The 26,450-nt window shown below is 41.4% G+C and carries 26 protein-coding genes and 1 tRNA gene; 15 read left to right on the forward strand and 12 right to left on the reverse strand.

Annotated features, from left to right (window positions below; all coding sequences use genetic code 11):
• Positions 1-11: 11 nt before the first annotated feature.
• Together alr and GTQ34_RS07615 are read right to left on the reverse strand one after the other, a co-directional pair.
• Complete coding sequence (alr, locus tag GTQ34_RS07610) at positions 12-1,121, reverse strand: alanine racemase (protein WP_166523174.1); 1,110 nt, start codon at positions 1,119-1,121, stop codon at positions 12-14.
• Entirely contained in the window at positions 1,114-1,758 is a 645-nt protein-coding gene (locus GTQ34_RS07615) for a thymidine kinase (RefSeq protein WP_166523175.1), read from the reverse strand. The genes alr and GTQ34_RS07615 overlap by 8 nt, the downstream gene beginning before the upstream one ends.
• 154 nt (positions 1,759-1,912) lie before the next feature.
• Here GTQ34_RS07615 and GTQ34_RS07620 point away from each other — a divergent pair, with 154 nt between their 5' ends.
• From GTQ34_RS07620 to GTQ34_RS07650, 7 genes are all read left to right on the forward strand, one after another.
• On the forward strand, positions 1,913-2,584 hold the full coding sequence (locus GTQ34_RS07620; protein ID WP_166523176.1) for a hypothetical protein: 672 nt from the start codon (positions 1,913-1,915) through the stop codon (positions 2,582-2,584).
• Between the two features lie 49 nt (positions 2,585-2,633).
• A complete protein-coding gene (rsmI, locus tag GTQ34_RS07625) occupies positions 2,634-3,305 on the forward strand; it encodes a 16S rRNA (cytidine(1402)-2'-O)-methyltransferase (RefSeq protein WP_166523177.1) in 672 nt (223 codons plus the stop codon).
• 54 nt (positions 3,306-3,359) lie between these two features.
• Positions 3,360-4,394 carry a helix-turn-helix transcriptional regulator gene (locus GTQ34_RS07630; RefSeq protein WP_166523178.1) on the forward strand — a complete coding sequence of 345 codons (1,035 nt, stop codon included), beginning with the start codon at positions 3,360-3,362 and terminating at the stop codon, positions 4,392-4,394.
• 111 nt (positions 4,395-4,505) lie between these two features.
• Positions 4,506-4,856: a hypothetical protein gene (locus tag GTQ34_RS07635; RefSeq protein ID WP_166523179.1), complete on the forward strand. Its 351-nt coding sequence runs from the start codon at positions 4,506-4,508 to the stop codon at positions 4,854-4,856.
• Between the two features lie 9 nt (positions 4,857-4,865).
• Positions 4,866-5,216 carry an SPW repeat domain-containing protein gene (locus GTQ34_RS07640; RefSeq protein ID WP_166523180.1) on the forward strand — a complete coding sequence of 117 codons (351 nt, stop codon included), beginning with the start codon at positions 4,866-4,868 and terminating at the stop codon, positions 5,214-5,216.
• A gap of 24 nt (positions 5,217-5,240) precedes the next feature.
• Positions 5,241-5,714, forward strand: coding sequence for a YHS domain-containing (seleno)protein (locus GTQ34_RS07645; protein ID WP_166523181.1), 474 nt, complete (start codon positions 5,241-5,243; stop codon positions 5,712-5,714).
• 89 nt (positions 5,715-5,803) lie between these two features.
• Positions 5,804-6,379, forward strand: a complete 576-nt coding sequence (locus GTQ34_RS07650; RefSeq protein ID WP_166523182.1) for a uracil-DNA glycosylase family protein — start codon at positions 5,804-5,806, stop codon at positions 6,377-6,379.
• Here GTQ34_RS07650 and GTQ34_RS07655 read toward each other — a convergent pair.
• The 3 genes from GTQ34_RS07655 to GTQ34_RS07665 form a co-directional block, all read right to left on the reverse strand.
• Positions 6,376-6,960: a Crp/Fnr family transcriptional regulator gene (locus GTQ34_RS07655; protein WP_166523183.1), complete on the reverse strand. Its 585-nt coding sequence runs from the start codon at positions 6,958-6,960 to the stop codon at positions 6,376-6,378. The genes GTQ34_RS07650 and GTQ34_RS07655 overlap by 4 nt on opposite strands.
• Before the next feature lie 70 nt (positions 6,961-7,030).
• The gene (locus GTQ34_RS07660) at positions 7,031-7,618 is read right to left on the reverse strand and encodes a hypothetical protein (protein WP_166523184.1); all 588 of its coding nucleotides are present in this window, start codon (positions 7,616-7,618) and stop codon (positions 7,031-7,033) included.
• A gap of 82 nt (positions 7,619-7,700) precedes the next feature.
• Complete coding sequence (locus GTQ34_RS07665) at positions 7,701-8,303, reverse strand: carboxymuconolactone decarboxylase family protein (protein ID WP_166523185.1); 603 nt, start codon at positions 8,301-8,303, stop codon at positions 7,701-7,703.
• 48 nt (positions 8,304-8,351) lie between these two features.
• On the opposite strand from GTQ34_RS07665, the gene GTQ34_RS07670 reads away from it, so the two are divergent.
• The 4 genes from GTQ34_RS07670 (at position 8,352) to GTQ34_RS07685 (ending at position 12,510) form a co-directional block, all read left to right on the forward strand.
• The gene (locus GTQ34_RS07670; protein WP_166523186.1) at positions 8,352-8,780 is read left to right on the forward strand and encodes an OsmC family protein; all 429 of its coding nucleotides are present in this window, start codon (positions 8,352-8,354) and stop codon (positions 8,778-8,780) included.
• 101 nt (positions 8,781-8,881) lie between these two features.
• Positions 8,882-9,553 (forward strand): lysoplasmalogenase, encoded by a 672-nt coding sequence (locus tag GTQ34_RS07675; protein ID WP_166523187.1) that lies wholly within the window; start codon positions 8,882-8,884, stop codon positions 9,551-9,553.
• 6 nt (positions 9,554-9,559) lie between these two features.
• Entirely contained in the window at positions 9,560-11,248 is a 1,689-nt protein-coding gene (gene recJ / locus GTQ34_RS07680; protein WP_166523188.1) for a single-stranded-DNA-specific exonuclease RecJ, read from the forward strand.
• 5 nt (positions 11,249-11,253) lie between these two features.
• Complete coding sequence (locus GTQ34_RS07685; RefSeq protein WP_166523189.1) at positions 11,254-12,510, forward strand: MFS transporter; 1,257 nt, start codon at positions 11,254-11,256, stop codon at positions 12,508-12,510.
• Here the strand turns inward: GTQ34_RS07685 and GTQ34_RS07690 are convergent.
• The 3 genes from GTQ34_RS07690 to GTQ34_RS07700 all read right to left on the reverse strand — a co-directional run bounded on the left by GTQ34_RS07690 (position 12,507) and on the right by GTQ34_RS07700 (position 15,519).
• Positions 12,507-13,274, reverse strand: coding sequence for a UDP-2,3-diacylglucosamine diphosphatase (locus tag GTQ34_RS07690; protein WP_166523190.1), 768 nt, complete (start codon positions 13,272-13,274; stop codon positions 12,507-12,509). The genes GTQ34_RS07685 and GTQ34_RS07690 overlap by 4 nt on opposite strands.
• 117 nt (positions 13,275-13,391) lie before the next feature.
• Complete coding sequence (locus GTQ34_RS07695; RefSeq protein ID WP_166523191.1) at positions 13,392-14,159, reverse strand: enoyl-CoA hydratase/isomerase family protein; 768 nt, start codon at positions 14,157-14,159, stop codon at positions 13,392-13,394.
• A 25-nt stretch (positions 14,160-14,184) separates the two neighbouring features.
• Entirely contained in the window at positions 14,185-15,519 is a 1,335-nt protein-coding gene (locus GTQ34_RS07700) for an MATE family efflux transporter (protein WP_166523192.1), read from the reverse strand.
• A 186-nt stretch (positions 15,520-15,705) separates the two neighbouring features.
• Between GTQ34_RS07700 and GTQ34_RS07705 the strand changes: the two genes are divergently transcribed.
• From GTQ34_RS07705 to GTQ34_RS07720, 4 genes are all read left to right on the forward strand, one after another.
• Positions 15,706-16,503, forward strand: coding sequence for a universal stress protein (locus GTQ34_RS07705; RefSeq protein WP_166523193.1), 798 nt, complete (start codon positions 15,706-15,708; stop codon positions 16,501-16,503).
• Positions 16,504-16,558: 55 nt separating this feature from the next.
• Positions 16,559-16,632, forward strand: a tRNA-Ala gene (locus GTQ34_RS07710).
• A gap of 28 nt (positions 16,633-16,660) precedes the next feature.
• Positions 16,661-16,918: a GIY-YIG nuclease family protein gene (locus tag GTQ34_RS07715; protein WP_166523194.1), complete on the forward strand. Its 258-nt coding sequence runs from the start codon at positions 16,661-16,663 to the stop codon at positions 16,916-16,918.
• Between the two features lie 122 nt (positions 16,919-17,040).
• A complete protein-coding gene (locus GTQ34_RS07720) occupies positions 17,041-17,751 on the forward strand; it encodes an SDR family oxidoreductase (protein ID WP_166523195.1) in 711 nt (236 codons plus the stop codon).
• A gap of 1 nt (position 17,752) precedes the next feature.
• Here GTQ34_RS07720 and GTQ34_RS07725 read toward each other — a convergent pair whose 3' ends face one another.
• The 4 genes from GTQ34_RS07725 to GTQ34_RS07740 all read right to left on the reverse strand — a co-directional run bounded on the left by GTQ34_RS07725 (position 17,753) and on the right by GTQ34_RS07740 (position 26,349).
• A complete protein-coding gene (locus GTQ34_RS07725; RefSeq protein WP_166523196.1) occupies positions 17,753-20,485 on the reverse strand; it encodes a PD-(D/E)XK nuclease family protein in 2,733 nt (910 codons plus the stop codon).
• A 61-nt stretch (positions 20,486-20,546) separates the two neighbouring features.
• Entirely contained in the window at positions 20,547-21,908 is a 1,362-nt protein-coding gene (locus tag GTQ34_RS07730; RefSeq protein WP_166523197.1) for an OmpA family protein, read from the reverse strand.
• 113 nt (positions 21,909-22,021) lie between these two features.
• Positions 22,022-23,215: a glycine C-acetyltransferase gene (gene kbl / locus GTQ34_RS07735; RefSeq protein ID WP_166523198.1), complete on the reverse strand. Its 1,194-nt coding sequence runs from the start codon at positions 23,213-23,215 to the stop codon at positions 22,022-22,024.
• Between the two features lie 11 nt (positions 23,216-23,226).
• On the reverse strand, positions 23,227-26,349 hold the full coding sequence (locus GTQ34_RS07740) for a UvrD-helicase domain-containing protein (RefSeq protein ID WP_166523199.1): 3,123 nt from the start codon (positions 26,347-26,349) through the stop codon (positions 23,227-23,229).
• Positions 26,350-26,450 lie beyond the last annotated feature (101 nt).

A 26,450-nucleotide genomic window follows, 5' to 3' on the forward strand; every position in this document is an offset into this window, starting at 1 on the left:
AACTAAAAAATTCATGTTCCCGTTATGATTCGTTTAACACGTTGTGATATGGCTGTGAGAATTTCATAGGAAATGGTATTAGCACTTGAGGCAAAAACTTCCGCAGAATTTTGTTGTCCAAAAACCAAAACTTCATCTCCTTCTTTGCAGTCAATTCCATCAATATCAACCATGATCATATCCATGCACACATTGCCAATGATTGGAGCCTTTTTTCCATGAATCAGCACATAGCCCCTACCATTGCCATATTGCCTTCCAATACCATCGGCATGCCCTAGTGGCAGCGTTGCGGTGGTTTTTGACCTGTCTGATTTGTATGCCCGGTTGTACCCAACGGTTTCGTTGGGTTTTATATGATGAATTTGGGAAATAATAGTCTTTAACGTAGCAATCGGCTTTAGTTTGGAATCGATTTCAGCATCATTTCCGTAACCGTAAAGGCCAATGCCGCTCCTTACCATTTCAAACTGGGCTTCTGGATAGTTTATTATTCCTGAAGTGTTAACGATGTGCCGAAGAGTTTTGTAGTTCAGTTTTTGACTTATTCTTTCTGCTATTTTTTCAAAAGATGTTATTTGTGCTTTGCTGAATTCCTTTTCCCTAGGGTCTTCCGAAGCCGCCAAATGGGAAAAAATCGATTTAATCTTGACTTCGCTCCTTTGTTCCAGCTCTTTCAAAATAAAATCCACCTCATTTTCACCAAATCCTAATCGGTTAAGTCCAGTATTGAATTTGATATGCACTGGGTAGGCCTCTTGTTTTTTTTGTTGGGCCGTTTTCAGAAATTGATTCAAAATGTTTTTGGAATATAAACTGGGCTCCAAACAGCGGTCAATAAGGCAATCTAAATGTGCGGGTTGCGGATGCAGCACCAATATGGGCCTTTCTATTCCCGCATCGCGTAGCAAAACTCCTTCCTTAGCGTAGGCCACAGCAAAATAATCGACACCAAGGCTTTCCAATTTTTTGGCTATGGCTACCATATCGCTGCCATAAGCAAAAGCCTTGACCACGGCAAGAAACTTGGTCTCGGGCAATATCATGGATTTTAAGTAAGAATAATTATGCGCCAAGGCATTTAAGTCTATTTCCAAAGTGGTTTCACCAATTCTACTCATTGGCCGTCTTCTTTTTAACCTGAATTTCTTCTGCCTCTACATCCAACTCACTTATTTTTTCCTTGAGCATGGCCTTGTAGAATGCAGCTCTGCTGAGGGGTTCATATTCTTCTGTTTCTCCAAGAAGCACCAAATTGTTGTTCTTGGACTTTCGAAAACTGTAATTGGCCAAATTTCCCGTGCGGGTACAAACCGCATGCACCTTGGTTACATATTCTGCTGTGGCCATTAGTGCTGGCATGGGGCCAAAGGGGTTACCTTTAAAGTCCATATCCAACCCAGCCACCACAACACGAACTCCACGATTGGCAAGATCGTTGCACACTGTGACAATTTCATCGTCAAAAAATTGGGCTTCATCAATTCCCACCACATCACAATCGTCGGCCAACAATCGGATATTGGCCGCAGCAGGCACAGGGGTGGAACGAATTTCGTTGGCGTCGTGGGAGACCACCATATCCTCACGGAACCTAGTGTCGACAATAGGTTTGAAAATCTCAACCTTTTGTTTGGCAAACTGTGCGCGTTTCAACCTTCGGATAAGCTCCTCGGTTTTTCCAGAAAACATGGAACCGCAGATGACTTCAATCCATCCGAACTGTTCTTTGGGGTTAACCGTGTTTTCAAGAAACATATCGAAACTATTACAGAATTTGTGAGGTTTTTGGCTTGGTTTGGGCAAAGCACAAAGCTACTAAAAAAAACTGCCAAGGTTTTGAATCAAAATTTAACCTTTTGTTCGTAGGACTAAATGTAAAATGGTTATATTTTTATATAAAGATTTAGCGATGATTAGGAAATTGAGGGAAGAGTTGATAAAACTATCAACAGAAATAATCACTACTAGGGAGGATAGAGAGCTTACCGAACTTTATGACAAGGCCAAAGAAATCTATGAGAAATTGGCGGTGCTCAAGTTTATTGACGAAAAGTTGAGCGACGTTGAGGTTGACGTATCTAAAAATGTGATAGCCTCACGTTTTGAAAAGATGGCCAATGCTGTGTTGAGCGGCAACATGGCTGTTCCAGAAAGCAATCCCCATGAAGAGGATATCATCACCCCTGGAATGGACACCATAAAACATATGGTCTCCGAAATGCCCACTGAAAAGGCTTTGGAGCACATCTTCACAGAGTTTGTGGCCAAGCCTGACTACATGAAAAACGACAAGGACAATCTTGCACCAGAAGAAAACAATGCAAAATCAAAGTCCATCAATGACAGTTTTGCAAAAGACCTCCAAATAGGCCTCAACGACAAATTGGCATTTGTACAGCACTTATTCAATCAGAGCACGGAAGACTATAACCGTGTAGTGTCCCAATTGAATACAATCGATACCGAAGAACGCTCGATTGCTTTTATCAACAATATGGTAAAGCCTGAGTACAACAACTGGGAAGGCAAAGAAACCTACGAAACCCGTCTATTGGCCTTAATATCCCGTAGGTTCGCCTAGAAAGTTGCTTTCGAATTCTTTATTATGATGTAAGATGTAACTTTGGCTTATGGGAAAGTTGTATCTGGTGCCAACACCAATTGGAAATCTTGAAGACATTACACTCAGGGCTATTCGGGTTCTTAAAGATGTTGATTTGATTTTGGCCGAGGATACCCGAACCAGCGGAAAACTGCTCAAACATTTTGATATAGACACACCGTTACAAAGCCACCATATGCACAATGAGCACAGGCAATTGGATGGTTTGATTCAAAAACTAAAGGGAGAGTTGGAGATAGCACTCATTTCCGATGCAGGCACTCCTGCAATTTCTGACCCTGGATTTTTGTTGACCAGAGCCTGTGTCGAAAATGGCATTCAAGTAGAATGTCTACCAGGAGCCACGGCTTTTGTACCCGCACTGGTGAACAGTGGTCTGCCCAATGACCGTTTCGTCTTTGAAGGGTTTTTGCCCTTAAAAAAGGGACGCCAGACCCGATTACAGCAATTGGCTGAAGAAACAAGGACCTTGGTTTTTTATGAATCTCCTCATAAGCTGGTCAAAACATTGACCCAATTTGTGGAGTATTTTGGAGAAGACAGGCCGGTATCCGTTTCCCGGGAATTGACCAAGCTGTATGAGGAAACGATTCGAGGAACTATGGTTGAGGTTTTGGTACATTTCACACAAAACACACCCAAAGGTGAGTTTGTGATTGTAGTGGGCGGCAAGAAATAGTCCGTTAGCCAAACCAAATTTTTACGACCAAACGGGAACAATTGAAACCCAATAATGGTCAAGAAGTTCAGCCCAGAAATAAATAAGGTCTATTTTGTCAACAGATATACGCTGTTTCATATTCTTACCGGAACAGGAAGCATCCAGATAGATTTTAGGAACTATACCAATTGGATGGATAAGGCCATCTACTTAGAAAAAGGGCAGTACATCAAGTTTCTGTCGAACGATTTTGTAGTCCGCACAATAGAATTTCCCAATAAAGAGATTTTTGAAAACCAAGATGTAAGGGTTTTGTTCAAACACCTGATTTCTTTAGGATATATAAATTTCAATGAATGTTCGGACTGTGAAAAATACTTTTCTGAGACAGTTTTTGAGGAAGATATCAAAGAAATCATAGATGTGTCTTTAAAACAATGGTTCTGGCAAAACCCATTCAATGCAAGTAAAGATGAGTACCAGATTATTTTCGACATAAAGGAGGTGATTGATAAAGAGTATCCAAACCATTTGACCAATCAAGACATGGCAGCTTTGTTCCAGGAAAATGGCTATCAGGCACATTCCCTTATTAAGGACAAGGTTGGTGTTACCCTAAAAACAATGTTGGACGACAAACGATTGGTTGAGAGTAAAAAAGAGGTGGTCTTTACCGATAAAAGTATTCAAGAAGTTTCATACGACATGGGCTTTAGGGACCCGGCTTACTTCAACAGGGTTTTCAAAAAACGAACCGGATACAGCCCCACGCAGTTCAGGGAAAATTTTGATTATGACCGCAAGGACTCGTTTATTGAGGACATAACCCAGCTGTTGCGGGAACATCATATGCATCAAAGACACTTAGGGTTTTATGCAGACAAAATGAACCTTTCTGTTAAGGCCTTAGCAAAAAAGACAAGGGAAAAAATGAACGAATCCCTAGGCCGATTGATAAGAAATGAAATAATCAACACCTCAAAAAAACTTTTAGTAGAGGATATTCCCATCAAAGAAATCTCCATACAGCTTGGGTTTGAAGAGCCCAATCACTTTTCTACATTTTTCAAACACCAAACTGGGATGAACCCATCAGAATTTCGTTAAGAAAAGTGCAAGCAAATGCTCCTTTTTTGTATCAAATAGCTCCCTGAGCAATCAGAAATTTGCAGTGTAATTACAAAGTGAAATATTGTTTAATCAGTAAAAACATAGCAAATGGATATTAGAACCCTAGCTACAGAAATGGACAGCATGGTTGTACAAGGTGCAATAGTAGACGCTGTCGAAAAGTACTTTGCCCAAGAGGCAAATACTTCAGACTACAATAATGTGACCACCACGGGAAAAGCCCAAATGGTGGAAAAAATGAAAGGTTTTACAGACGCCATTGCCAAAGTTAATGGCATTTCGCTGCACAGAACCTTGGTTGACGGTAATGTCTCCGCATCAGAATTTACATTCGATTTTTTGATGAAGGAAGACAGTAAAGTGTATTGGCATGAGATTATTCGAAGGATTTGGAACAATCAAGGCCAAGTAATCCATGAAGAATACTTTAACGCTTAAAACGGAAAAATGAAATTAAGGTTTATTACACCCACACTACATGGAGTGGCTGATTATTCGGCCGGATTGGGCCTTGTTATTGCTCCGTTTCTGTTGAACTTGGGCGAGTCCTCCAGTATGGCCCTTTGGTTTTCCTTTTTTACCGGATTGGCCGTTTTCGCCGCTAGCTTGTTGACAGATTACAAATTGAGTGTATACCGGTTGATTCCGTTCCAAGGTCATTTGGCCATAGATTTAGTGGTGGCCGTGACCTTTATGATCGTTCCTTCTGTATTTGGTTTTTCGGGTATCGATGCCATGTATTATTGGGTAAATGCCACCGTGGTATTTTTGGTGGTTTCGTTGAGCGCAAGCAAATAATAGTAGTAATTAAAAACTTAAAAAATGAAAATAATTAAAAACATATCAATTTTGATCATAGCAGTAATGACTGCAGGTACAGCTTTTTCACAAGATAAGAAAGCAAACAACATCGACAACAGTAACATTGCCCTGCAAGGATACAGTCCCGTATCATACCTTGATTTGGGAATTGCCCAGAGGGGAATCAAAGACCACAAGTCGGAACACCACAAGGTGATTTATTACTTCACCAGTGCTGAGCAAAAAAAGAAGTTTGACAAAAATCCGAGCAAATATTTGCCACAATATGGCGGGTACTGTGCCTTTGGAGTTTACGCTGGCGCAAAGTTTAGGCCAGACCCCAATAAGTTCATTGTAAAGGACGGAAAGTACTTTTTGTACCTCTATAATTTAGAGTTGGATGCACAACAGCTTTGGTTGGCCGAAAACAATCATGGTGGACTTGTTAACAAAGCCAATATGAATTGGGAAAAACTAAGGAAGACTTACAATTGAATTTCTCCTGATTGATTGTGTGTTGAAATACCCTGGCAATTTTATTTTGTTGGGGTATTTCTCATTACTTTCAAGGATTAATCAACGGTATGAAGGGACTTCTTTCACAAATAAGAAATTGTACCATTTGCTCCCAACATTTGCCCTTGGGCCCAAGACCCATTGTTGCAGCTGACCCAAAGGCCAAAATCTTGATTATTGGCCATGCTCCGGGAACAAAAGTGCACCAAACTGGAATTCCTTGGGATGATCAGAGTGGGAAGCAACTAAGGAAATGGCTGGGCGTTTCGGACGAGGTTTTCTACGATGAGACAAAGATTGCCCAGATGCCGATGGGGTTTTGCTATCCCGGTAAAGGAAAATCGGGCGATTTGCCCCCAAGGCCCGAATGTGCTCCGCAATGGCACCAAATTCTTTTGAACCAATTGCCCAATTTAAAGATGACACTTTTAATTGGGCAATATTCCCAGCGCTATTATCTAAAAAGCAAGAGAAAAAGAAATTTGACGGAAACAGTCAAAAATTATGATACGTACTTGCCAGGGTACTTTGTTTTGCCCCACCCATCACCCAGAAACCGATTTTGGTTACGGAAAAACCCTTGGTTCGAAGAAGAGGTTTTGCCAATATTTAAAGAACAAATATCTCAGCACCTTAACCCTTAATAGTCAACTGACCGACGTAAACGACTAAAGGTCTCTGGCTTCATGTTCAGATAGGAAGCTAAATATTTTTGGGGAATTACCTTTAACTCATCTGGGCAACGTTGCATAAACGCCTTATACCGCTGTTCCGCAGCAAGCGTCAACAACTCCACTTCGCGGCTAAGGCGACCGAATAAAATATTTTGAAAAAAATCATGCCCCCAAACATAAAAGCCAGAATGCTTTTCAAAAAGGGACAAATAATCTGTTTGGGTAATGGCCAGCATTTTAGAAGGCTTCAGTGCTTCTAAAAAAGTTTGGGAAGGCTGTTGTCCAATAAAGGAGTCGAATACGCCCGAAGGACTCCCCGAATAGGAAAATCCAAGGACAACTTTTTCTCCTTTCTCATTTAGCACGTAAATGGCCTGAACCCCTTCCAGCACAAAATAGAAATAACGTTCAATACTACCTGCCTCGGTAATCAAATCATATTGACTAAAACTACGAATTGACCAAAGCGACCTAAAATGGCTTTCCTCTTTTTCAGTAAAGGAGATGTTGGGAAAGAACGCTTTTAATTTTTGATACTGCTCGTCGTCCATTGGATTTGAAAAGAGAAAGTTGCCTAAAAATACAGAACAATGTCCGTTGAAAAAAAATGGGCTGTTTGGTTTACGATACCACCGCTTGCTTTTTTAGGATTTCATCAATCTGGACCATGTGCCGCTCCAAATGGCAAAGCAAAAATTCAAAAGCCTCTGGTAGATAAAACTTGACAATGGGGCCTATGGCAGAAGAGATTTTTCGTTTGGAGACATCTTTCCTCCTGCTTTTAAGAATACAATCCTTTAGATGCAAGTGCGAATCAAAAAAGTGCACAAAAGTTGCTGTAACCTTTCCTTCGTTCATCGTTTCGGTGTCCAACAAAGGTTCAAAACGTTTTAGGGTCTTCATTTTCCATTTTCGCACAGTTCCCTTGGGTCGTTGCATGTTGATGATCATTCTTTGCCAAGCACTTACCTTGAATGTATTGGATTCCTTTTGGATATTGGGAGTGTTTTCAAGAACCTCATCAAATTTGGGCCTGTATAATCCATAGGCAATGTTCAAATGTGTCAATACCTCAACAATGTTCCATGATTTTGGCCCCGGTGGAGTGGTCAAAGTCTGGAAATCGAGCTTTTGAAGATGCTCAACCCTGACAAGAATGGAATTTAGTCTTTGAATTTGATTTTCGGGAGTAACGACTAAACTTGACATGACTGTTCGTTTTTTGATTACGACAAAGTTCAAGCATTGACCAAAGACAAAAGTTGATGTAAATCAAGAAATCTTAATTGGTCTAATAGCGACTCCCATCATGCTTCCCTTTTTCCCATCCGGTTTTGCCCAAATACTGTTCGGCACTTTCCACAGCGCCATCCTCAATGGAGGTGCCCATGGAGTCGTTCCAACGGTTGAGATATCCAAACAAAGCGATAACCCCTAGCATTTCCACAATTTCACCTTCGTTCCAATGTTGGTAAAGGCGTTCTTTTATTTCGACATTTACGGCATTGGGTATTTGGGAAGCAGCCAATGAAAAATCCAAAGCGGCACGCTCTGCCTCTGAAAAAGCAGGATGTGTTCGGTACTCCCAAATATTGTCCAACTGTTCTTGCTCGGCGCCGTAGCGCTCTGCGGCACGAATGGCATGTGCTTGGCAATACCGGCAGCCTGTTGCGTTGCTGCTTACCCAGGCGATCATTCTTTTAAGGGCTGAAGTAACCCGGCCCTCGTTTGCCATTACTGCCTTGTTCAGGTTAATGAATGCCTTGGAAATAGCCGGGCGGTGCTGCATGGTCAATACCGAATTGGGACAAAAACCCAAGGTCTCATTGAAGAATTCTGCCAATTTTTTGGTCTCAATATCATGATTCGGGTCAAGGGGTTTTACTAATGCCATTGTGGGTCTATTTTATTGTATTTTTAGCCTTCACAAGAAACAAAAATTATGGCAAATACGAATCATGTGACCACCAAGTGGTTGGGCGAAATGACCTTCGAGAGTACGAATCCATCAAACCATACTTTGCGAATTGACGCATCGCCGGATGACGGAGGAAAGGGCTCTGGTTTACGACCCAAGGCGTTGATGCTTTCTGCACTCGCTGGCTGCTCTGGCTTGGATGTGGCCTCTCTAATAAAGAAAATGAAATTGGATGTAGATGATTTTCAAATAGAAACCATCGCGAACCTAACCGATGAACATCCAAAATATTATGATGCCGTTACCATTGAGTATCATTTTTACGGCTCTAACCTAAAGGAGGAAAAGCTGCAAAAGGCGGTGGACTTATCCGTGGAAAAATACTGTGGTGTCATGGAGATGTTCAGAAAATTTGCCAATTTGAACATTGAAATCTTGTATCATCACAAGTAAATGGCATACAGAATACCATAACCCCTAGTTCATTTTTGGTAATGTAGGTTTTCTTGACAAGACCTATGTTTTGGACTAACAACATTAAAAAATCAAGCAAAATGTGGCTAAAAAAGAATGGGTTATACGTGTTGTTGATGCTTTCGGTCATCCTTGCAATTTTAGGCGTAACTACTGAAAAATTTGTTTTTAAATCCGGCACGGCTGCTATGGGGATTGTCATTATACTGATTCTCAACGTACAGCTAAAGCAAAATACCAAGGACACTTGGATGATTCTTGGAGCTTTTTTGTTTTCCATTATCGGAGATTGGTTTTTGTCCCATATGCATGGGGACAGCCTTATGTTTGTTAAAGGAATCGCCTTGTTCTTTTTGGCTCATGTGGGGTACTTGCTTTATGCCCTGTTCAACGGACGGATCCAAGGAATTTTCACAGGCGTTTTGTTGGCTGCGTATCTGGTGTTTTTCTTTTTGGTGCTCTATCCCACTTTTACCGATGTGTCCTTAATGATTGCCTCTCTGGTGTATTTGCTCATCTCATGTTTTTCATTGGGGGCCGCAATGGGAATGGAGGGGAATCCAATTTCCAAGTGGGGCTATATTTTTGGCATAGTCCTTATTATCTTCTCGGATACCATCATAGCTTTTAAAGAATTCGTGGATTATCATATGACCGATTTTCTTATCACTCCTACCTACTATCTGGCCCATATTTTTATTACATTTTCCCTAATCAAAAAATTTGAGGCAATAGTCCCAAAAACAAAGTAAATTTCTATGCGTTGGACCATTAAACCCATACCAGCACCAGAAGCTATCAAAAGACTTTCGGAAGAATTAAAAGTGGAACCCTTGATTGCCCATCTATTGCTTCAAAGGGGCATAACAAACTATGATGAGGCCAAACGATTTTTCAGACCAGAATTGACCCACTTGCATGACCCTTTTTTGATGAAGGACATGCAAAAGGCTGTAGACCGAATAGAAGTTGCCATGGCCAACGGAGAGAATGTTCTGGTGTATGGCGACTACGATGTGGACGGTACCACCGCGGTGGCCTTACTTGCCTCATTTTTAAGAGAAAGTTACCCCAATGTGGCCACTTATATTCCAGATAGATATACTGAGGGTTACGGGATTTCATTGAAAGGTATCGATTTTGCATCAGATAACGATTTTTCCTTGATTATCGCTCTGGATTGTGGCATAAAGGCAGTAGAACAAGTGAACTACGCTAAAGAAAAGAGCATCGACTTCATTATTTGTGACCACCATAGACCAGGAGATACCCTGCCTGATGCTGCAGCTGTGTTGGATCCCAAACAGGACGATTGCACGTATCCCTACAAAGAACTTTGTGGTTGCGGTGTCGGGTTCAAATTAATACAAGCCCTGAGCACTAAATGGGGAAAAGGAACAGAAGACTTGATTGCCTATCTTGATTTGGTAGCTACGGCAATAGCTGCGGATATTGTGCCGATTACAGGTGAAAATAGGATATTGACGTATTTTGGGCTACAAGTGATCAATTCACAGCCAAGGCCAGGCATTAAAGCAATCATAGATCAAATTAAAAAGAAAAGACTTACGGTAACCGATGTGGTTTTTATCATTGCCCCACGAATCAATGCGGCAGGGAGAATGAAACATGCGGAGCATGCGGTAAACCTCCTTATTGAACAGAATCTAAAATCTGCGCAAAGTTTAGCTAAAGAAATAGAAGTTTTCAATGCAGAACGAAAAAATTTGGATCAAGAGATTACCGATGAGGCTTTGCAGCAAATAGAGGATAACAATGAAAAGGAACGGTTCACTTCGGTGGTTTACAAAGAACATTGGCATAAAGGGGTCATAGGTATTGTGGCCTCAAGATTGACCGAAACGCATTACCGACCCACACTGGTCTTTACCAAAAGCGGAGACAAGCTGGCGGCATCTGCCCGATCGGTAAAAGGATTCGACGTATATAACGCATTGGAAGCATGTGCCGATTGTATAGAGCAATTTGGTGGGCATAAATATGCAGCAGGACTTACCTTGTTGGAAGAACAATACCAAACTTTTAAACAGCAATTTGAAGAAGTAGTTGCCAATACCATCGACCGTAACTTGTTGCAGCCGGAAATAAGTGTTGATGCCAGAATACAATTAAGTGACATTACCCCAAAGTTAATGCGCATACTTCATCAGTTCGCCCCTTTTGGCCCTGGGAACATGACTCCGGTCTTTATGGCTGAGGGAATACAGGATACCGGTTACGCCAAAGGTGTGGGGGAGGATGAAAAACATCTGAAAATTTCAGCCTACCAAAATGGGTCATCCGCCATAGGGGGCATTGGGTTCAATTTAGGACATAAATTGAATGTAGTTAAGAACAAAAAACGCTTCGATGCGGTATTTTCCTTGGACGAGAATGAATGGAATGGCTCCGTAAGTCTTCAACTTAAATTGAGAGATATCCGCTAGAATATATGGACCCTTACGCTGCCCTTCGATATAAGGAATTCAATATTTTTTTGTTGGTCCGCTTTGCCATGGTGTTTGCATGGTCCATGCAATTCATTGTAATTGAATGGCAGGTCTATTCTTTGACCAAAGATCCACTGTCTCTCGGCATCATCGGGTTAATGGAAGTAATCCCTGCAGTGGGCATGGCTCTTTTTGCTGGGCATATCGTGGATCAAAAAGAAAAACGGAACCTTTTAATCCGGTGTATTGTTGGTTTTTCGGTAATCAGTCTGGGACTGTTTTTGGTGAGCCACCCCAATGTGGAAGCTACTTGGGGACAAACAAAAATTTTGTACGTCATTTACTTTTTGGTTTTTTTGGGAGGCCTGGTCCGGGCGTTTATCGGGCCAACCATTTTTTCATTGATTGCCCTTATTGTTCCCAAGAAAATATATCCCAATGCGGCCACATGGAGCAGTTCCACATGGCAGTTGGCCTCAGTTTTGGGCCCGGCCTTGGCAGGGTTTTCTATCAGTTGGATAGGTGTCCATTGGTCCATGTGCGTCATTTTTGGGTTTTCTGTGGGGGCCTTGCTTTTTCTGATAAAAATCCCACAAAAGCCTATTTTGAACCCGAAAATTGGAGAACCTGTGCTCCAAAGTTTAAAAGATGGACTCCGTTTTGTATTTAGAAGTAGGGCCATATTTGGTGCTTTAACATTGGATATGGTTGCTGTGCTGTTTGGTGGGGCAGTGGCCCTTTTACCCATTTACGCCCAAGACATTTTGCATGTGGGCTCTGAAGGATTCGGAATACTCAGGGCGGCTCCCGCTGTGGGAGCATCCATTACGATGATAGCTTCTACCCGTTTCCCATTACATAAAAAGGCAGGTAAAAAATTACTTTGGGCGGTCTTTGGTTTTGGAGTGTGCATCATTGTATTTGGGATTTCAAAATTGTTCTGGCTTTCAGTGTTTGCACTCTTTCTAAGTGGTGCCGTGGATGGTGTTTCCATGATAATCAGACAGACTATACTGCAATTGAAAACACCGGACAACATGCGGGGCAGGGTGGCTTCAGTAAATTCCATTTTTGTGGGATCTTCCAATGAGTTGGGCGCTTTTGAAAGTGGATTGGCGGCCAAATTTTTGGGCACTGTACAAGCCGTGGTTTTCGGAGGTGTAATGACCTTGTTGACTGTTGGCACTACTGCTGTGGTATCTCCAGGGTTTAGACGATTGGATTTGTCAAAAGACGTGGAGGAGGGAGAAAAGGATTAATCTTCCCATTTTTTCAAGCTCAGTTCTTGTCCATTGAAAACAGCGTAGGTGAAATAGGAAATCCAATCCCCTAGATTGGTATAGGTTGATTTTTCGTTGAGTTTGATTTCCATGGGCAGATGCCTGTGCCCAAAAATAAAATGGTCATAATGTTGGGTTTCCAATTTACGTTTGGCGTAAAGAACAAGCCACTCTCTCTCCTCTCCCATAAATTTTGCATCGGCTTCTCCGGAAATAATCTTGTTGTTCACCGAAAGATGCTGTCCTAAGCGCACGCCCCAATCGGGATGTAGCCATTTGAAAAACCACTTTGCAACAGGATTGGTGAACACTTTCTTCATACGCTTAAAACCTTTATCATCTGGACCCAGTCCATCCCCATGTCCAATGAAGAACGAAGTGTCATTTATAAGAAACTGTTGTGGCTTATGGTATACGGGAATACTAAGCTCTTCTTCAAAATACCCATTCATCCACAAATCATGGTTTCCAACAAAGTAGGTGATTTGGATACCACTGTCGGACAGTTCTGCCAATTTACCCAAAGTACGGGTAAAGCCCTTTGGGACCACAGTTTTGTACTCGAACCAAAAATCAAAAAGGTCGCCCATCAAAAAAACGGCCTGCGCATCATGTTTGATGGAGTCCAGCCAGGCTACAAACCTTTTTTCGCGAGGCAAACTATCTTGTCGGGTAGGCGCCCCTAAATGGTTGTCACTGGCGAAGTAAACCTTTTTGTTTTTTTGTAGGGAAATGTCTTTCATCTATTTCTTAAAGCGTCTGCGGTTGCGTATTCTAGTAAAAATGTACACCACAATGACGAGCAGCGCCATCAATGGGAATACAATATCACTGTTCAGAAATGAAAGTATATCCATAACTTACTTTTTAAATTTTTCCAAAGCTTTTTTGGTGTTGGGTGAAAGGGCCAATCGCCCGGAAGCTTCTGCGCGTTCCAACAGTAAGGTGTCCCAGTGGTCTGTTCCCTCCCAAAGCACCCGTTTCATCTCTGCAAGGGCATCAGGATTAAAGGCAGTTAATTTTTGGATATGGAAGTCCAGTTCCTTGTCCATTTTCGAAATGGAATCAAACACTTTGGAAAACAAGCCTTTTTCTTTGGCCCAATAGGCATTTTTCCATTCGGTGGGATTCAACGAAAGTTCCCCAAGGGCAGCTTTTCCCATTTTTCGTTCTACTGCTGGGGCAATTACCATAGGTGCAATGCCTACGGAAATTTCCGAAAGCCTAATGCTCGCAGCTTCTGTTGCATATACATAATCACATGCTGCGGCGAGTCCCACACCACCCCCAACGGTTTTACCCTGAATCCTTCCAAAGATGGGTTTGCTACAGGTTCGCATGGCGTTGATAACATTCGCAAATCCACTGAAAAAGGCTTTGCCTTCCTGGATGTTCGAAATAGCTACCAACTCATCAAAGGAAGCCCCGGCACAAAAAGCCCGATCACCTTCCGACTTCAAAATTATAAGCGAAACGGCTTCATTTTCGGATAATTTATGAAACTCCCTGGTCAATCGTTGCAACAGTTCTGAAACAAAGGAATTGCTTGCAGGGTGTCCAAATTCAACCGTGGCAATGCGATTGTCAATTTTCGTATAAAGACTTCCGTTGGGTCTATCCGTGGGCATGTTGTTTCTTGTTCTAAGTGCTAAATTAAGAGTTTTGGGCCAAGGGCCCGATTTTTCGTTCAAATTTCCAAACCAGTGCCAAGCCGCGTACCATCATCCAAACTACAAATGCAATCCAAATGGCATGGAGCCCCAACCCAAAGTATTTGCCAAGATAAAGTGTAGGGATAAATCCTAAAAAGGTGGCAAGGAGCAGTACGTTTCTCGGATATTTCATTTCTCCCATTCCCTTAAAGAGTCCATCGAACACAAAAGCCATGGTATTGATGGGAAGGCTTAGGATAACGATATAAAAAATACCGTAGAAAGTGTCCAGTACAATGGCATCATTGGAGAAGACCCGACCAATGGGACGATAGAAAACAAACCCTGCCAACATCAGTAAGAGGCTTATGAAGAGACCGTAGCGCATTATTTTTTTGGCCAAATTGGTGAGTCTCGTGTAATCATGAGCTCCCAAAAACTTTCCGCCCATGCTGTTTCCCGCTGCGGAATACCCGTCAATAAAGAAAGCTGCAAACAACCATAAATTGATGGCAATGGTATGTGCCCCGATATACTGGTCTCCCAGTGCAGTGGCCTCTCGCACTGCTAACATCAATGCGACATTTAGTGCCAAAGTCCTAATAAACAGATTTAGACTCATTAGAATCAGTTGTTTTAGTTCTTTATTCAGGGGAAAGCTCAACTTTAGACTTATATCGGTTGTCCGAATCAAAAGAATAAATACTAAAATGGCCATTACCCCTTGTGAAATTAGACTGGCCCAGGCAGCACCTTCCAAGTACAATGCAGGGACAAGCCCATCAATGCCATAGACTAGGGCAAAATCCAAAAGAATGTTCAGTCCGGCACCAATTATGGCAATAACCATGGGATAAAAAGTATTCTGGAGTCCACGGAAAATACCAAACACTGCAAAAGTGAACAACGTAAGTGGAAATCCCCAAACTCTAATGGAATAGTATGAAATACAGTACTCCAAAATTTTTCCAGAGGCTTCAAATAGTTTAAAAATATCCTCAATAATAAAAATTGTTGACAAAAGCACAATCAGGCTAAGCAGCAAATTGAAAAAGATGGCCTGTGCTGGAAGGTCTTTAACTTCGTTGAGTTTTCCGGCACCGAGATATTGGGATATTATGGCCGAAATGGCGCTCCGGGTTTGGCCCAACACCCAAATCAACATCGACAAAAAGGAACCTACAATTCCTGCTGCCGCCAAAGATTCAAGACCATTTACCGGAATATTGCCAACTATGGCCGTGTCGGTAATAGAAAGGACAGGTTCTGCAATTCCTGAGATGGTTGCAGGAATAGCGAGGCGGTTGATGGATTTTAAATTGACTTCTGTTTTCAAAACCACCGCAAGTTACTGCACTAATTTGTAATGGTGAAGGGGTTGTTCGGTTTGTTGTTTGTCAATATTCAGTCGACCAATGCGCCATGACGAATATATCCTTTATTTGAAATATCTTTGCACGACCTTTTATGAATTGATTTCAATTATATTGTAAATTTAAGGGATAAACATAACCGCCACAGCATGAACAATATACTAGTACCCATTGGAACTTCCCCAGACTCATCATTGACGCTTCAGTATGCCATTGACTTTGCATCACATTTTGGGGCAAAAGTTTTCGTAATGGATGTGTTCTCGGTTATTTCAACAGCTGGAAGTTTGGCCAGTGTGGAAAAAAAGGTGGCCGAGAGCAGCAAAGCGCATTTGAAAGCTGTTATTGAGAAGGTGGACACGAAAAATGTTGACCTCAAGATAGCCACTTACAACGGTGATATCATTGATGGACTTACAGAGATAGACAAGGAGTTGGGCATTGATTTGATAATAATAGCGCCAAGAAGCAATGAGATTAAGGAAGAACTTTATCTGGGCCACACTTCTGGGGGCATCATCAAAAAGACGGACATACCTACCTTGATAGTGCCAAAGGGCACCACATTTTCACCAATCAAAAGGATTATGACAGCTTTTGGTTCTGGAGTTTTGAAACGATCTAAAGTTTTAAACCCATTAATTGATATCCAAAATAAATTCAGATCTGAAATTTCTTTGCTTTTGGTAAAAAGGCCCGGATATTCAGAGGAGGATTTACAGGTGAACACTGCACTGATGGACATTAGCACTCAGTTGACTATCACAGAGAACGGAAATACATATCTTGGCGTTTTGGAACATTACCAAAATCAACATCCGGATATGTTGTGTGTTTTTAGAAGAAAAAGAGGCTTCTTCAAGAAGCTATGGGAAAAGAACACCATACCAAAATCAGAATTTTTTGTACCTATTCCCGTCTTGGTATTAAGTGTTAAAAAGGATTAAGGCGTAAGCAACAAATTTTGATACTTTCTCAAAAAGTATTTCCTTTGCGCTCTCTGGGGGATTAGCTCAGTTGGCTAGAGCGCTTGCATGGCATGCAAGAGGCCACCGGTTCGAATCCGGTATTCTCCACACGGCACCCCACTAGGGGTGCTTTTTTATGGATTTCTTTGTGTACATAATTTTCAGCGAGTCCGTGAATCGTTACTATGTCGGTCATTGCGGCAGTTTGGAAGACCGAATACAGAGGCATAGAACGAGAAGGTCAAAATATACCAAAATAGCTGGGGACTGGGAATTGAAGTGGACCAAGGTATTTCCATCACGGGGTGAGGCGATGGCCATGGAACGGGAGATTAAGAAAAAGAAAAGTCGGAAATATCTGGAATATTTGATTGCCAGGGACTCCGGGGGCTAGAGTGTTCCGAAGGCATTCGGAAAGGCCATCGGTTCGAATCCGGTATTCTCCACACAGCACCCCACTAGGGGTGCTTTTTTTATGCCTCTATTTTCACGAACTTTGGCCAAAAACATACAGTTATGGATTTAAAAGAAAAGGTGGCTTACATTACTGGCGGCACAAAGGGAATAGGATTTGGAATAGCCGAATGTTTATTGGAACAAGGAATGCGGGTTGCTATTAGTGGAAGGGGCAGAGAGGGAGTGGACAATGCTGTTCAACAACTAAATGCAAAAGGAAAAGTTATGGGTTTAGTGTCAGATGTTACTCGTTTGCAAGATGAAGAACAAGCTGCCGATACAATCTTGAAGGAATGGGGCCAATTGGATGTAGTGATTGCCAATGCCGGTGTAGGACATTTTTCATCGATTGACGAGATGGAAAGTGACCACTGGCATCAAATGATAAACACCAACTTAAACGGGGTGTTCCATACTTTGAAAGCTTCGGTGGAGGCACTAAAGAAATCTGAAGGATACTACATGACCGTGGCAAGTTTGGCAGGCACCAACTTTTTCGCTCAGGGGGCAGGGTACAATGCCACTAAGTTTGGCGTTGTCGGTTTTACACAGGCAGCCATGTTGGACTTAAGGAAGTATAATATTAAGGCCACCACCATAATGCCAGGTTCTGTGGCATCCCATTTTAATCAAAATGAACCTTCTGAGAAGGATTATTGGAAGATACAACCTGAGGATATAGGGCGATTGGTGATAGATCTTTTACTAATGCATCCACGTACATTGCCAAGTAAGATTGAGGTGCGCCCGACCCGTCCAGATCTTAAATAGGTCAATCCTGTTTTTCCACAAGGGTTACTCTGGCATCGCATATTTCGAGCACAAGCTGTTCCAGATACTTCTCGAAAGTAAGCAGTGTATCACTAGTGATTAAACTACTATTCTGCTCCTTAAAGGAAAAAAGTCCTTTACCAAGTGTCTTGAATGCGTAGATTCCAGCTTGCAACTCCTTATTTTGATGCTCTTTCATATACAAATATGCATAGCAGAGCAACTGAAAAGCTTTGCTTTTGTCGTAATTGGCAAGCAACTCCTCCCAGTCTTTAATGGCCACGTGCCTTGCCTCTACACGACCTGTTTTAAAATCAATTATTCGGGTAATCCCATTATATTCATCAATACGGTCAAGCGTTCCTTTGAGCACCACCGGAAAATCCAACTGTGGAATTTCAAGCGGAACGCTATATTTTTTTTCTAGGGCGATAAGTTTTAGGGAATTGTTCTTAAGTTGATGTGCCTCTAGTAAAATAAAATTCTGCAAATATTTGGCAATAACGTTGTAGACCAACACATATTGGCCCTTTGTAATATCTATCCCTGGAAGTGTCCTTTGAAAATTAGTGCGTAGCGTGCCATCAATGTTGGCATTTAAACCAGTAATCTTTTCAATAGTTAACATTTGTCCAACAAGGGGAGCGTATAAATCCTCTAAGCAATTATGCAAAATTGTTCCAAATGTATTGGCGGCAATGTTTTCCTCCACTTCGTCTAAATCATTGATTCGAAGGATGTTTCTGGTATAGAATTCAATAGGGTTCTTTATATAGTTTGTAAGCGAAGTGGGCGAAAATCCTTTGGCAGCGAAGGATTTAATCTCTTCAATTAGCAAACCCGTTTTTTCAATGTGTAAACGGGGCGCTTCTTGCAGCTTTACTGGAGGCGAAGCAATGTTGTGAGTTATATAGGACTCAAGATTTGAGTCTGTCAATAGCTGTGAGACCAACCTGCTCATTTCCCCTCCCTCCAAAACATCGGGTTCTGTGTTGTAAGTTATGAATATGTTTTTGGCGCGCTGTATAAGCCTGTAAAAATGGTAGACAAAAATCGCATCTTTCTCTTTATAAGTGGGTAGGCCATAATCTCGTTTGACATCAAAAGGAACAAAAGAATTATTGGATTTACCAGAAGGAAGAATGCCTTCATTCACCGAGGTAATGATAACGGTGTCAAAATCCAGATTTCTGCTCTCCAGCACTCCCATAATCTGTAACCCTGTCAAGGGCTCGCCAATAAAATCCAAAGTTTCCATGGAAGCTAATTGCTTAAATAGATTTTTAATAGACTTCATATTGGGCTCGAAATCCATTTGGCTCAAGTATTGCCTTAATTGATTAAATAGGGTGTAGAACCGATAGAGCCTCTCAAGTTCCAGGGCATTGGATTCGCTTTGAAAAATATTCCTGAGCTTTTCAATAAGATTGATACAGGTATCTATCCAATGGGCGGGAGGTACCTTATCTTTTGGCAAGATTTGTGTGATTATATCATTCTCCTCTTCATGATGAATCAAATTATCGGTAGAGACATATATCCAATTTTTTTGTTTGATTTGGTCAGTAAGAACTTGGGCAAAATCATACTTCTGATTGTTAGAAAGAGTTTTGCAATAGGGGTTGGCCAACAATTCCAAAACGGGTTTGTAAAAATAGCCTCTGTTGGAGACAGCTAAACGGAGCTCAAGAAAATCATGAAAAAATGAATAAAGAACCGTTTCCTTCAAGGGCAACCCCATTGTAATGTTTGCTTTTTCAACATTTGTTGGAATAGCTTGGAGCATGGGCGACAACAGCGACTCATCGGCAAGCACTAGCGCTGTGTTTTCCGGTGCACTGAAGGGCTTGGTCTGAATATGCTGTAGCAGCTTCCCAACATATTTTGTTTGTGAGATGTTTTTGGGAACACCGGTAATCGTTATTTTTTTTGGTGAACGAAAGTGGTCATGGGTTTTGATGCTTTCCCTATTTTTATAGTAAGGCCATTCCCTTTGATATTTTCGAATAAAAAGACCAGCATCATGAACGGGATCGTTGAGAAAATAAGAATCAATATCCCAATAGATTAGGGCATTCTGGGATTCAAGAAAATATTGGATAATTTTCTCTTCAGCTGAACTTAATGCGTTAAAACCAACAAATACCAACTGTTTATTATCCTCCAGATTACCGGCATATTGACTGATATTTTCAACAGCTGTTCGTTGTATTAATCCTGGATATCCGTTTCCCTGTTTCTTGAGTGTTGCGCTGAACAGTTCGTATATGGATTCTAAATTACCCCAAAGTTGAAGATAGTTCTGGACCAATTCGGTTTTCTGCTTTTTTACAGACCAATGGTCCAATTCTTTTATTGCGGATATATAGTTTAGAATGTTGTGGACAGGGATAAGATGGGAATCTATTTCGTTGTAATCCTGTAGCAGTGTATTTCCCCATTTTAGAAAGGATGAAAAGTCATCAAGTTGGGTTACCTTGGATTTTCTGTACGCATTGTAAAGTTCCAACAGTAAATCGATGTTTGTGGCTGGATGTAGGCCCGCCTGATCGGCAATGAAGTCTTGGATGGACCATATTTTCGGACTGAATATGGTTTTGCCAAGTTTGGCAGCAATGTGTTTTTTTAAAAAGATTCCTGAACGCTTACTTGGAAGAACAAAGGAGCATTCGGCCAGATTGACTTCTTTTTTATTCAAATCATCAACGACATATTCTAAAAAACTTTGGGCCATGAATTAAAAATAAAAAAGGCGCTGCATATGCAGCGCCTTTTTCAAAAGAAAACTATGTTTTCTATTCTTTTACTAAGTTGATTTCAACTCTTCTGTTCTGTGCTCTACCAGCTCTTGTGTTGTTTGTGGCGATAGGCTTAGCCTCTCCATAACCAATTGCAGATAGTCTGAACTCGTCTATTCCTTTGTCAACCAAGAAGTCTTTTACAGAAAGTGCACGAGCTTCAGAAAGACGTTGGTTGGTTGATTCTCTACCAACACTGTCAGTATGACCTTCTACGGTGAACTTAGCGTTAGGATACTCGTTCAAGATTTGGATAATGTCTACCATTACAGAAGTCGACTCTGCTTTGATGGAAGATTTGCCAGTATCGAACAAGATAGTTCTAGCATAGTCGTTCAACTGCTTCTGAACTTCTTCAGTTACTTCTGGGCAACCATTGTTAGCTACAGTACCAGCTACTTCTGGACATTGATCGTCTTTGTCAAGGACACTGTCACCATCGCTATCTGGCCATGGGCATCCGTTGTTCTCAGCAGGACCAGCTTCGTTAGGACACTCATCATCTTTATCAGCTACACCGTCACCGTCAGCGTCTGGGCAACCAGCCAACTCAGCAAGACCAGCTTCGTTAGGACAAGCGTCATCTTTGTCAGCTACACCGTCACCGTCAGCATCTGGGCAACCATTAAGTTCTTTGGAACCAGCTTCATTAGGACAGTCATCTTTGCTGTCTTCGATACCATCACCATCAGAATCAGGACAACCATTGAAAGCTTCCAATCCAGCGACCTCGGGACAAGCATCGTCTTTGTCATAGATGCCGTCACCATCAGTATCAGTACCACCAAAGCGAACACTCACACCTGCCATGTGCTGGAAGTGTCTAATCAAATAATCTTCGAATGCATGCTTGTATTGAGTTTGCAAAGTAAGGCCGATATTTTCAGAGAACCAGAAATTAACACCAATACCTCCGTTCGCCGTTCCAGCACCAATTTGGTCAATCCAAGTGTAACCACCACCAATCTCAATGAAAGGATCAACAGTAGTATTTTTTAGGAAATTGTATTTGATGGTACCATCTATAGCATAGTGAGAAAGATCATCGGCAGCAGCATCGCCCAATTTCTCTATTCTATTAATAGAACCTCTGGCTCCTAAAGAAAAACCGTCCCCAATATATTTGGAAACGCCAACATAAGAAACAGATGGCAAGATATTCCAGTGATCGGAAAGGTTAAAGTACTCGTCAAAGAGAGAAGTACTTGAGAAGGAATTATTTGGATCGTTGGTTGGGTAAGCATCAATCGCATTTATTCCAAAACTAATCTGCCATGGATTATTCTCGTCTTGCGCTTGTATGTTGTTGAACCCTACAAAGACAAGGGCAACAACTAATAATTTGCTAAGATGTTTCATGCTCAAAATTTTAAGTTTAAGTGTTTATCAGCAGCAAATGTAAGTTGTTAAGACTTATTAACAAAATCAAACATTCTTTTTTTTTGATGCATTACATAGAACTTTTGGGCCCGTTAAACGATTTTTAACAATTTTCCCACTTTAACAAAGGCTTCTATCGCTTGGTCTAGATGGAGTTTTTCGTGGGCGGCTGATAGTTGAACGCGGATTCTGGCCTTATCTTTGGGCACCACGGGATAGAAGAAACCGATAACATAAATTCCTTCTTCCAGTAACATATCTGCCATTTTTTGAGACAGCTTGGCATCATACAACATAACGGGAACAATGGCAGAATCACCATCTATAATATCAAAACCGGCGTTTTTCATTCCTTTTTTAAAATACTCCGTGTTATCCTGCAACTTGTCACGAAGTGAAGTATCCTTTTCAAGCATTTCGAACACCTTAATGGAAGCCCCCACAATAGCTGGAGCTAGTGAGTTGGAAAAAAGATAGGGCCTTGAACGTTGTCTTAGCATCTCTATGATTTCTTTTTTTCCGGTTGTATAGCCTCCCATGGCCCCGCCGAGAGCCTTGCCCAAGGTTCCTGTGATAATATCGATACGGTCCATGACGCCCTTTTCCTCTAAAGTGCCACGGCCTGTTTCTCCAATGAAACCTGTGGCATGGCACTCATCAATCATTACTAGAGCATCGTATTTCTCGGCTAGATCACAAATCTTGTCCAGTGGCGCCAAAAGCCCATCCATGGAAAACACTCCATCGGTAACTATAATCTTGAAACGCGCCTGATCTTGTACGCTCTGTTTCAACTTTTCTTCTAAATCGGCCATATCGTTGTTGGCATATCGATATCGTTTTGCTTTGCAAAGCCGAACACCGTCAATAATGGAAGCATGGTTCAAAGAATCGGAAATAATCGCATCTTCTCCTGTCAGCAGAGGCTCAAACAGTCCTCCATTCGCATCAAAGGCAGCAGCGTACAGAATGGTATCCTCAGTACCGTAGAAATCGGCAATATTTTGCTCCAGTTCCTTATGTATGTCCTGTGTTCCACATATGAAACGCACAGAGGACATTCCAAAGCCATGGGTGTCCAATGTATTCTTTGCAGCTTTGATGACTTCAGGATGTGAGGAAAGCCCCAAATAATTATTGGCGCAGAAATTAATGACCTCTTGTCCGGTGGAAATTTTTATGACTGCTCCTTGAGGCGAGGTAATTATGCGTTCTTTTTTAAAAAGACCAGCTTCTTTTATGGTTTCCAGCTCATTGGCCAGATGCTCTTTAATTTTTCCGTACATGATGCTTCAGTTTAAACAAAAACAAGGTTTATATTTTGATCAATATAAACAATAATGGCGTGTTCTATTTCAAAATCCATGTCCTGCAACACCTTTTTATATTGTATGAGCTGTGTTTTGTGTTTTGGAGCTGGATCTCCAGTTTTGTAGTCTATGATTGTTGCCCGATTTTCAGAGATGGTTATTCTGTCCGGCCTTAAGGACACACCGCTAGCGGCAAGTATTTCTTGTTCGTTCAATATTTGAAGATCTTGAGAATAGTATCTTTTTAACTCAGGGTGCGTAACCACCTCCATGACTTTTATGGTTACTTCTTCGGCTGATTCCTGCGGTAAATCTCCCGAGGCCACTAGATTTTGAATCGCCTCTGGAACATCTTCGGATGTTTTTACTTGACTTAGCGCAAAATGGATGAGGTTGCCCTTGGCTATGGCCTCAAGTCTTTCATTATCCCATAGACGTCCTGTGGTGGTTGCTATGACGAACTCGGAATCTCCTGTAGGCCTTGTAACATAAGAGACGTCTTCCTCGACAGAGGACGTTTTCACAGCGGTTTCGATTTTCTTTGGGAAAGCACCAAAGGTGAAGGAGTGGTTCTCGTTTGTTGAATCGCCTTGCTTATTGACAAACCATTGGAACAAATCGGAATAGGTGGAGGCCATTTTCACTTCGGTCAATTCTTTTCCCATTTCTGTAAAAACATAGAGACCCTTTATCGGTCGGGTGAGTGCTACATAAAGTACATTCATCGAATCCAAGACCGACTTATGCTCCTCTTCAATATAGTTTTGCGCTGCTTTGTTGTTATACTCCAGCATTTCCTTGGTGGTATTGACAAGAAATTCATCCAATGCGAAAATCTTTTCGTCTTCTGTTGTTGGCACCCACGATTTCTTTTTCTTTCGTTTATCGTCCAGAATAGCATTCGCAAAAGGAAATATTACAAAAGGGAATTCCAATCCTTTGGCTTTGTGAATGGTCATAATGCTCACTGCATCCATCCCTTCGGGAGCGGCAATGGACAGCGACTCTTTTTTTACGTCCCAATAATTAAGAAAAGCATGCACACTTGGCCCCTCTCTTTTTTCCACATCCAAAACAACATCCATCAATGCGATGATATGGGCAACGGCTTCAATGGCCAAGTTGAATTTTATAATGGCCTTTTCTAGAATGGTCAAGACAGGCTTTCCTTGTAGATTCCCGATACAGAATCCGTAGGCTTCCAAAAGAAATTCTGCTATGTGATCTAGATTTTTGGAAATGAAGACATGTTTGTCGGTTTCATCTTGGGCGAGATATTTTAATATATGATAAGCCGCTTCACGATTCTGACGATTTTCAAATATTCGGAGAACAGCTATTAGAAAAACAACTTTTTCATTCTTTTTCAACAATAGGGCTTCCGAAGAAATAATTGGAATGTTGTTCTGAGCCAAAAAGTCTGCCATGAGTGCACCTTTTCTATTGTCCCTAACCAAAATGCAAATATCGGCATAGCCATAGTTTTCGGAAACGATTTGGTCAATTGTGTCCAAAACCCTTTCGCAATAGAGACTATGGATATCTTCAACTTCTTTTTCCAAAAAGGTGATTTGTACAAACCCACCAGGTTTATTGTTGGTTTTTTGATGGGAATCTTTCAGAAAAAGACTTCGATAGTCCTCATTCTTCAAAACAGGCGCAGCTGTGGTAAAGAACATGTTATTGAACTCCACAATCTTATCTTGGCTCCTCCAATTTGTGTCTAGGGAATGCAGGGAGGGTGCCACCACAAACGGATTGGCCTTTGCATTTATAAGATTTAAGAATTGCTCCGCTCTTCCGCCCCGCCAACGATAAATGGCCTGTTTCGCATCGCCAACCAAAAAAAGCGATCCCCGTTCATTCCTTTCATTTTCACTTTCCAAGGCATTTCCGACCAATGGAATCAAATTGTCCCATTGCATTTTGGAGGTGTCTTGAAATTCGTCAATAAAATAATGTCGATACTTCTCACCCATGCGTTCATAAATGAAAGGCACAGGCTGATTTTTAATTTCTTTGGAAAGGATGGTGTTCAATGATGAAATGGGAATGATGTCCTTTTCCTCTTCGATATTTTTGATTTCCTTGGCGATTTCGTTCAAAACCGTCATGGGAACGATATTGCTATAAATGTTTCTTAGATAACTGTGCCGATATATATTTTGTTTGATGGACATATAGGCAGCAAGAATGCGACTGGCCAGTGATGAAATATCACGATTGTCGTTGGCCTTTAGGAGTTTTCCTTCCAATAAATTTGGCTCAAGAGTTTTACTTCCATAAAGGTCTTTTGTACTAAATTTCCCTTCGGTTATTTTTTTGAAATGATTGGGAAGTGTTTTCCTGGGAAAATCCTCAAATTCAAAACCTTGGTTCTGAATTTCTTGAAGCACATTTTGGGCGGCTTCTTTTAGCTCTTTCTCCAGAGCAGCTATTTGTGATGCTATTTTGCGCTGTATTTCCTGAAAATCGTAGATGGATTTAGAACGCAGGGTTTCCACATTTGCAGCATGATTTTCTTGAAATAGCAGTTTGCCTATTTCTTTTAGATCAAAGGCAATGTTCCAACTTTTGTCGTCGTCTATTTTTTCCAGAGAAAAGGCAATCAGAGCCTCTGTAAGCTTTTTATCAGCACCTGTTCTCTCCAATAACCTCCCGACTGCTTCTTCCAAAAGAAGCTCAGTGTCCAGTTCCACCTCAAAATTTTGGGAAAGTTGTAAGTCCCGAGCAAATGTTTTTATGATTTTATGGTTGAACTTGTCAATCGTGGAAATTTCAAAAAAAGAGTAGTTGTGCAGAATTAGTTTTAGTACCAGCTTGGCCCTTGCCTTCATTTGTTGCTCATTCATCGTTAGCTCTTGACAAAGCTGTTTAAAAAGAGACTCTTGTTTTTTTGGTGTTGGGTTTTTGCCAAAGGCAAGGAGCTGCCCTAAAATTCGGGTTTTCATTTCGTTGACCGCTTTATTGGTAAAGGTCATAGCCAAAATTTGCCTGAATTTGGAGGGAGATGGGTGTGAAAGTAAAATCTTGAGATATTCCTTGGTTAGGGCATAGGTTTTCCCTGAACCAGCCGAAGCACTATATATTTTAAAGTGGGAACCTTCCAAAAATGTTTTTCCTGCAAATTAAGGATTCCCTTGCTGAACTTAACACGGATTTAGTGGAATATATGTGTTAAAACCCGTATTTTTACTGGAATTAAAATATT

Source organism: Flagellimonas ochracea (assembly GCF_009903685.1).
GTDB lineage: Bacteria > Bacteroidota > Bacteroidia > Flavobacteriales > Flavobacteriaceae > Flagellimonas > Flagellimonas ochracea.

Coding starts and splice junctions, on each gene's coding strand:
- GTQ34_RS07665 (WP_166523185.1), bottom strand. CDS start 8,303: ATGGCATTAGTAAAACCCCTTGACCCGAATCATGATATTGAGACCAAA.
- GTQ34_RS07670 (WP_166523186.1), top strand. CDS start 8,352: ATGGCAAATACGAATCATGTGACCACCAAGTGGTTGGGCGAAATGACC.
- rsmI (WP_166523177.1), top strand. CDS start 2,634: ATGGGAAAGTTGTATCTGGTGCCAACACCAATTGGAAATCTTGAAGAC.
- GTQ34_RS07635 (WP_166523179.1), top strand. CDS start 4,506: ATGGATATTAGAACCCTAGCTACAGAAATGGACAGCATGGTTGTACAA.
- GTQ34_RS07640 (WP_166523180.1), top strand. CDS start 4,866: ATGAAATTAAGGTTTATTACACCCACACTACATGGAGTGGCTGATTAT.
- GTQ34_RS07615 (WP_166523175.1), bottom strand. CDS start 1,758: ATGTTTCTTGAAAACACGGTTAACCCCAAAGAACAGTTCGGATGGATT.
- GTQ34_RS07720 (WP_166523195.1), top strand. CDS start 17,041: ATGGATTTAAAAGAAAAGGTGGCTTACATTACTGGCGGCACAAAGGGA.
- GTQ34_RS07685 (WP_166523189.1), top strand. CDS start 11,254: ATGGACCCTTACGCTGCCCTTCGATATAAGGAATTCAATATTTTTTTG.
- GTQ34_RS07650 (WP_166523182.1), top strand. CDS start 5,804: ATGAAGGGACTTCTTTCACAAATAAGAAATTGTACCATTTGCTCCCAA.
- GTQ34_RS07630 (WP_166523178.1), top strand. CDS start 3,360: ATGGTCAAGAAGTTCAGCCCAGAAATAAATAAGGTCTATTTTGTCAAC.
- GTQ34_RS07705 (WP_166523193.1), top strand. CDS start 15,706: ATGAACAATATACTAGTACCCATTGGAACTTCCCCAGACTCATCATTG.
- GTQ34_RS07645 (WP_166523181.1), top strand. CDS start 5,241: ATGAAAATAATTAAAAACATATCAATTTTGATCATAGCAGTAATGACT.
- recJ (WP_166523188.1), top strand. CDS start 9,560: ATGCGTTGGACCATTAAACCCATACCAGCACCAGAAGCTATCAAAAGA.
- GTQ34_RS07730 (WP_166523197.1), bottom strand. CDS start 21,908: ATGAAACATCTTAGCAAATTATTAGTTGTTGCCCTTGTCTTTGTAGGG.
- kbl (WP_166523198.1), bottom strand. CDS start 23,215: ATGTACGGAAAAATTAAAGAGCATCTGGCCAATGAGCTGGAAACCATA.
- GTQ34_RS07620 (WP_166523176.1), top strand. CDS start 1,913: ATGATTAGGAAATTGAGGGAAGAGTTGATAAAACTATCAACAGAAATA.
- GTQ34_RS07655 (WP_166523183.1), bottom strand. CDS start 6,960: ATGGACGACGAGCAGTATCAAAAATTAAAAGCGTTCTTTCCCAACATC.
- alr (WP_166523174.1), bottom strand. CDS start 1,121: ATGAGTAGAATTGGTGAAACCACTTTGGAAATAGACTTAAATGCCTTG.
- GTQ34_RS07675 (WP_166523187.1), top strand. CDS start 8,882: ATGTGGCTAAAAAAGAATGGGTTATACGTGTTGTTGATGCTTTCGGTC.
- GTQ34_RS07695 (WP_166523191.1), bottom strand. CDS start 14,159: ATGCCCACGGATAGACCCAACGGAAGTCTTTATACGAAAATTGACAAT.
- GTQ34_RS07725 (WP_166523196.1), bottom strand. CDS start 20,485: ATGGCCCAAAGTTTTTTAGAATATGTCGTTGATGATTTGAATAAAAAA.
- GTQ34_RS07690 (WP_166523190.1), bottom strand. CDS start 13,274: ATGAAAGACATTTCCCTACAAAAAAACAAAAAGGTTTACTTCGCCAGT.
- GTQ34_RS07715 (WP_166523194.1), top strand. CDS start 16,661: ATGGATTTCTTTGTGTACATAATTTTCAGCGAGTCCGTGAATCGTTAC.
- GTQ34_RS07660 (WP_166523184.1), bottom strand. CDS start 7,618: ATGTCAAGTTTAGTCGTTACTCCCGAAAATCAAATTCAAAGACTAAAT.